7 protein-coding genes and 1 tRNA gene are annotated in these 5,383 nt (G+C 26.6%); 3 read left to right on the forward strand and 5 right to left on the reverse strand.

What is annotated here, in order from left to right; all coding sequences use genetic code 11:
* The first annotated feature begins 68 nt into the window (after positions 1-68).
* Positions 69-145, forward strand: a tRNA-Arg gene (locus GOQ27_RS01255).
* Between the two features lie 127 nt (positions 146-272).
* On the opposite strand, the gene GOQ27_RS01260 is transcribed toward GOQ27_RS01255, so the two are convergent.
* A complete protein-coding gene (locus tag GOQ27_RS01260; RefSeq protein WP_203365000.1) occupies positions 273-1,286 on the reverse strand; it encodes a tyrosine-type recombinase/integrase in 1,014 nt (337 codons plus the stop codon).
* A 271-nt stretch (positions 1,287-1,557) separates the two neighbouring features.
* Positions 1,558-1,758: a Spo0E family sporulation regulatory protein-aspartic acid phosphatase gene (locus tag GOQ27_RS17000; protein WP_203365001.1), complete on the reverse strand. Its 201-nt coding sequence runs from the start codon at positions 1,756-1,758 to the stop codon at positions 1,558-1,560.
* A 139-nt stretch (positions 1,759-1,897) separates the two neighbouring features.
* Here GOQ27_RS17000 and GOQ27_RS01270 point away from each other — a divergent pair, with 139 nt between their 5' ends.
* Positions 1,898-2,059 (forward strand): hypothetical protein, encoded by a 162-nt coding sequence (locus GOQ27_RS01270; protein ID WP_203365002.1) that lies wholly within the window; start codon positions 1,898-1,900, stop codon positions 2,057-2,059.
* A 102-nt stretch (positions 2,060-2,161) separates the two neighbouring features.
* Here GOQ27_RS01270 and GOQ27_RS01275 read toward each other — a convergent pair whose 3' ends face one another.
* Positions 2,162-2,698 (reverse strand): hypothetical protein, encoded by a 537-nt coding sequence (locus tag GOQ27_RS01275; RefSeq protein ID WP_203365003.1) that lies wholly within the window; start codon positions 2,696-2,698, stop codon positions 2,162-2,164.
* 712 nt (positions 2,699-3,410) lie between these two features.
* Here GOQ27_RS01275 and GOQ27_RS01280 point away from each other — a divergent pair.
* Complete coding sequence (locus GOQ27_RS01280; RefSeq protein WP_203365004.1) at positions 3,411-3,557, forward strand: ion channel; 147 nt, start codon at positions 3,411-3,413, stop codon at positions 3,555-3,557.
* A gap of 849 nt (positions 3,558-4,406) precedes the next feature.
* Here GOQ27_RS01280 and GOQ27_RS01285 read toward each other — a convergent pair.
* Entirely contained in the window at positions 4,407-4,643 is a 237-nt protein-coding gene (locus GOQ27_RS01285; protein ID WP_203365005.1) for a hypothetical protein, read from the reverse strand.
* A gap of 92 nt (positions 4,644-4,735) precedes the next feature.
* Complete coding sequence (locus GOQ27_RS01290; RefSeq protein ID WP_203365006.1) at positions 4,736-4,909, reverse strand: hypothetical protein; 174 nt, start codon at positions 4,907-4,909, stop codon at positions 4,736-4,738.
* Between the last annotated feature and the right edge of the window lie 474 nt (positions 4,910-5,383).

The raw sequence follows: 5,383 nt of genomic DNA on the forward strand, positions 1-5,383 counted from the left end.
CAAGTGGTAAGGCAGAGGACTGCAAATCCTTTACCCCCAGTTCGAATCTGGGTGCCGCCTCCAAATTTGCGCCTATAGCTCAACTGGATAGAGTGTCTGACTACGAATCAGAAGGTTGGGGGTTCAAGTCCTCCTGGGCGCACCATACATAAACGAGAGAAAACCCGTAAAGTAGATGTCTAGAGCCTACTTTGCGGGTTTTTGTTTTTTCTATGAAATCAGTCCAAAATCGTCTAAATTATATCTTACAACTAACAAACAACTAACAAAAATCAACCTATATTTTCTCTATAGCTTTCTTTAATTCTTTTATATCTAAATGTGTATATATATTTGCAGTAGTAGAATAGTCTGCATGGCCTATTATTTTCTGTATAGAGAGCGTATCTACATCTAAGACTAGCAGCAAAGGTATGTCGACAGCTGTGAGAGGTTAATTTTCGTATCTGAGCTTTTTCTAATGCTCTATAGTATAAATACTTTCTATAATAATCTACTCTAAGTTTTTCTCCATCTTTATTAAATAAGTATGATCCTTTGGTGTTATAGTACTTTTTTATTATCTTTTGTATCTTAGGATGTACTGGAATAATCCTATCTCTACCTGCATCTGTTTTTATACCACCTATTATAATCATGTTTTCAATATCAACATTAAATTTAGTTATAGATAATAATTCAGCTACTCTCATACCAGTATAGATTAATATTAGTACTGTATCTAACCAAGGGATACTATTAGACTTTTCTTCTATTATTTTTATTTCTACATCATTAAATATTTCTTTTTCCTGTTTCTTTTGTGATGGTAATTCCACATATTCAGCATAATTCTTTTTGACTATATCATCCTGCATAGCATAATCAAAAAGCATCTTGGCCAACAATCTTATTTTTGATAATGAACTCTTTGATAATTTAGTTCTACTTATTATTTCTTGAAGTTGAGATGTTTTAATATCTTTTATTTTCTCATCTTTTAGAATAGATAGATGATTCCAGGCTACTTCATAACTTTGTATAGTTTTCTTAGATATCTTCTCATATTTACTCGTGGACCATTCTTCATATATTTCTCTAAAGGTCACATCACCTCGAGAGGCTATAGGGTTCTTATTATAATCTGCAAGTGCTTGAAGTGATTTGGCTCTAGTAAGGTAGTAGCCAACAGTATAATATTCTTGCTTACCTTCATCAGTCCATCCAGTAGTTTTTCTTACTATCCATGGATTTCTTCTTTTTCCTGATAGCTTATATACGCTACCATATCCGCTGGGATTACGCATTATAGATTCCTCCTTTATAGGTTTTCTAATTACCATTATACACTAATAAGAATGTATGTTCGGTTACGTGGGTAAAAAAATTTAAACTTCTAGTACATATCTAAAAAATCTACTAGTACAGTTCATACGTATATTAAAAAAATGGAAGACAAAGGGTGTATTAATAAGATAGAAGCTTATGGAAGATCTATTGTAGTAACGGAAAGAGGAGAAATGGCATTAAAATTAATCAATAATTAAACCAGGACAATTATCCTGGTTTAATTATTGATTAATGATTATTTTTAATTTTATAATATTCATCTAAAGCTTTATCAAGTTCTTGACTAATACTTACTACATTATTAGCAGTAAGAAAGTCTTCTGAATTTATTAATTCATGCATCTCTTCTCGTAGGAATGTTATTCTTTTTTTAAGATTCTCTAAATTATTCATAACTATCAAACTTTCTTTAAATATATTTTGGCTCACTTTTTCAATTATAATCTAAATCTCCTTAATTATCAATATTTATTATATAAGGTATATATAATTGTAATATTGCTTATATTTTACATAAAAGAAGGATTTTTTAAAATAATGTAGAATAATCTCCTAGGAGGGATAAGAATTGGAATATATAAAAGAGCTTGAAGAAATAACAAATATGTTTCTAGAATTAGCTGATAGATCATTAGATAATAAAGTAATAGATGAACAAACCTATAAAGAAATTACAGCTAATAAAAAGCAGTTCCTTAATCATCTCCAGGAGAAAATATTAATAAAATAGACAGAAGAAGTGCCAATTAAGGCTCAAAATATTATAGTTTATTTAAAAGTCCTAATACTTATTAAGTATTAGGACTTTTAAATAAACTATAGTTTTCATATGTTAGTCTAGCATAATATCAGTATATACTATCGTACCTGGGAAATAACCTTCATGAGTAATCATTACGTCTAACAAACTATTTTGTTGTGTTGAATTCATTGAATTTAAAACAGTATTTCTGTCCATACCTGTTCTTGACTCAACAAAAGATATATAGTTTTCAGTATCATTTTCTGAACTAGGAGCATATATTTCTATCATTTCAGCAATTGTTTTACTTCCGTATGTTCCGAATACTAGATTCTTCATAGCATTATATCCATCAGAATAACTTTTGAAAATTGCAAAATTATTATTACTTCCAATCTGGCTAGATGCCCACCTTAGATTCCCTGGATTGTTATTTCTCCAAGATAAAGAACCTCCTACATGATAAAATCCAGGATTATCACCAATAAAATATATTACGGCACGTTCTCCATCATAATAAGTGGAGTACGCAACATTTCCAGTTGCTGCAGATACAGAAACTGAGGTAACAATCATCAAAAGACAAATCAAGCCTACGTACTTTATTATCTTTTTAAAGTTTTTCAAATATAACTCCTCCTTTAATTAATGTAATATATTACTAACAATGCATTGTTAATATCATATTACATTAAAATGGTAATATTGTAAATAAAAATAGTAAAAATAATTACTCTAACAAGAAAATTAGGTCTAAATAACTAGCATACTATATAAATAATAAACTAAACCATTGCATTGCTATGGAATAGAGACTAAAGAGAAAGTTTGTAGATACAAGACGTTGTTGAGGTAATAGGATTACATTATTATACGTTAATTGATAGTATAAAAAATTCCTACTATTATATAGGGGGATTTTTTTGCGCTTAATTTCTATGAGCATACAATAAAAATTATATTATACTTGCAATAAAATTTTAAATGGGTAATATTATAGAATAATAATAATAATGGTCCAGAAAAATACGTGAAACTAACATATAACTAACAAAAAGCATTTCAAATATAGATATAAATCAATCCTTAGTCTGACTACGAATCAGAAGGTTGGGGGTTCAAGTCCTCCTGGGCGCACCATACATAAACGTTTTAAAATAGAGGGTTAAAGCTGAGATGCCGACCCTTTATTTTTGTGCCCATTTTTAAGAAAGATGAGATTATAAATGTATATTATCTTAGACTACAATTATTTTTTATAATAAAAAAAGTCTAATAATTTAATTTACTATTATTAAAAAGATAGAATATAAAGTGTGTATTGATAAAATTAAAGACAATGGAATATCAATTTCAGAGTTTTGTTACAACAATACATATAGGATTTGGATATATTTTTCCATCCACAAGTATAGAAAGATTAATATCAGTTGTATTTGTTTTAGTTGGTATTGAATTTATAAGTATATTATATAACTTAATATAATAATCAATAATTAAGTATAGTAGAGATTTTAGATAAAACTAGCGAAGATAAAAAATTACTTAGAAAAAAACTAGCTGCAATTGATGTAACCATTTATCATTAAACAAATAAAAGATGTTTTGATAATATAAGAACTAAAGTAAATAAATAGTCCAGAGTTTTTCATATTAGGCTTTTATTAATTTCATACTATATTTCATACTTGGATTTATACTGACCAAGAGCTTTGAGAGAATTAATAAAAACGTACGATTGGGGGCGTGGAAGTGATATATTATGAACTTAAATATTCTCTATATAATCATGAAGTTATCTCTATAATGTATATGAAAAGAATGGAAATAACACAGCAAAGAATATAAGTAATAAGAATAGATGAGAATTTAGTTAAGTCTATTGAGATAGATAAATAAGATATAAGGATATTCAAAAAAAGATAATATATTAGCTGGAATGAGTGAGAATATTATTAATGAGGTCAAGACAAAAGTTGATATAAAGTTAAGTGATAATAACAATTTTATTAAGTAGATAAGAGAAAGATCTACTTAACATGTTAATGAAGAGTTATCATATAGTGTTATCAATTATGTGGAGTCAGGAGTGTTGTAAGCTTATACAATCTAAATATGTTAGAATCAGAAAATAAGTATTAGTTTTAGATATTCCTATAAAGAATAATACTATAATTATATATGATTTAATATATTATTTGCAGGGAAGGGTAGAATCCTTTAGTTATATGGCTCTCTAAGATGATATGAATACATTAAGAAGCTTTTTATTAGGTTACATTTCATATTAATAATATTTATAAGGCTATAAAATTAAAACCCACATATGTGGGTTTTAGAAAATATTCGTTTTTATGAATCTAAAAATTTCTTCATAATTGTTAGAGGCAATTATTGCAGAAACAAAGAAAGATGATAGTAATAGAATGATAGTTCCAAATATAAAAAGTAAATTTTTTATAGGAATATTAAATTTAAGGGAATTATTATTGCTATTGTTAGTATCATTATTGTTATCATTTGGCTCATCATTTTTATTAGTATTATTTAATACCTCTATTTTTTGGGTCATTATATCACGTTCCTTTCATTCCCTTTTATTATGTTTATATTGTATTAAATATATACCCGTTTGTCTATTACTAAATCTAATAATTTCCTTTTTTAATCATTTCTTTCGTCATAAGTAATAGTAGCCATATACATAGAACCAATATTATTATATTCGATATCAATGATTTCTAATATATCACCTTCATGTTCAATAATCCATAAATCTATTTTTTGTGTTAATAATTCTTGATCTTCTCTACTTTCTACTATTGTGACATGCTTCATTTAATCACCCCTTAATAATTATATTTTTAAATAAGTTTTTTATGAGATTTAATATAAAGTAAGATAAGATTTATTTGATTAATGTATCTGAAGGTTATTGATTTATAATAAAAAAAAGAAAGGGGATAGAAATAAGAACTTGTACAATGGATATATTAAAAAAAATTATTCTATTGATACAAAATTATTACTTTAGTAAAGTCTTTAGATTATATTGTATAAATACTAAAGTATGCTTGACATATTATAAGAATTTAGATAAAGTACTAGTAGTTACTTTAGAATTAATAATTCTATAAGACTTTTTAAAAAAGTTATTGACAAAAATGATCATATTTGATATATTATTAAAAGTCGCATGAAGGATTAACAAATTCGACAAAGTTTAAAAAGTTTTTTTAGAAAAAGATGTTGACAAGTATCGAAAGATCTGATATAGTATTAAGAGTCGCCGGTAACGGCACAAAACAATTT

Source organism: Anaeromonas frigoriresistens (genome assembly GCF_016820655.1).
Classification (GTDB): Bacteria; Bacillota; Clostridia; order Tissierellales; family SIT17; genus Anaeromonas; species Anaeromonas frigoriresistens.

Bases quoted from the DNA above. Each gene is read 5' to 3' on its own strand.
- GOQ27_RS01260 (WP_203365000.1), bottom strand. From the start codon at position 1,286: ATGCGTAATCCCAGCGGATATGGTAGCGTATATAAGCTATCAGGAAAA.
- GOQ27_RS01280 (WP_203365004.1), top strand. From the start codon at position 3,411: ATGGAATATCAATTTCAGAGTTTTGTTACAACAATACATATAGGATTT.
- GOQ27_RS01285 (WP_203365005.1), bottom strand. From the start codon at position 4,643: ATGACCCAAAAAATAGAGGTATTAAATAATACTAATAAAAATGATGAG.
- GOQ27_RS01290 (WP_203365006.1), bottom strand. From the start codon at position 4,909: ATGAAGCATGTCACAATAGTAGAAAGTAGAGAAGATCAAGAATTATTA.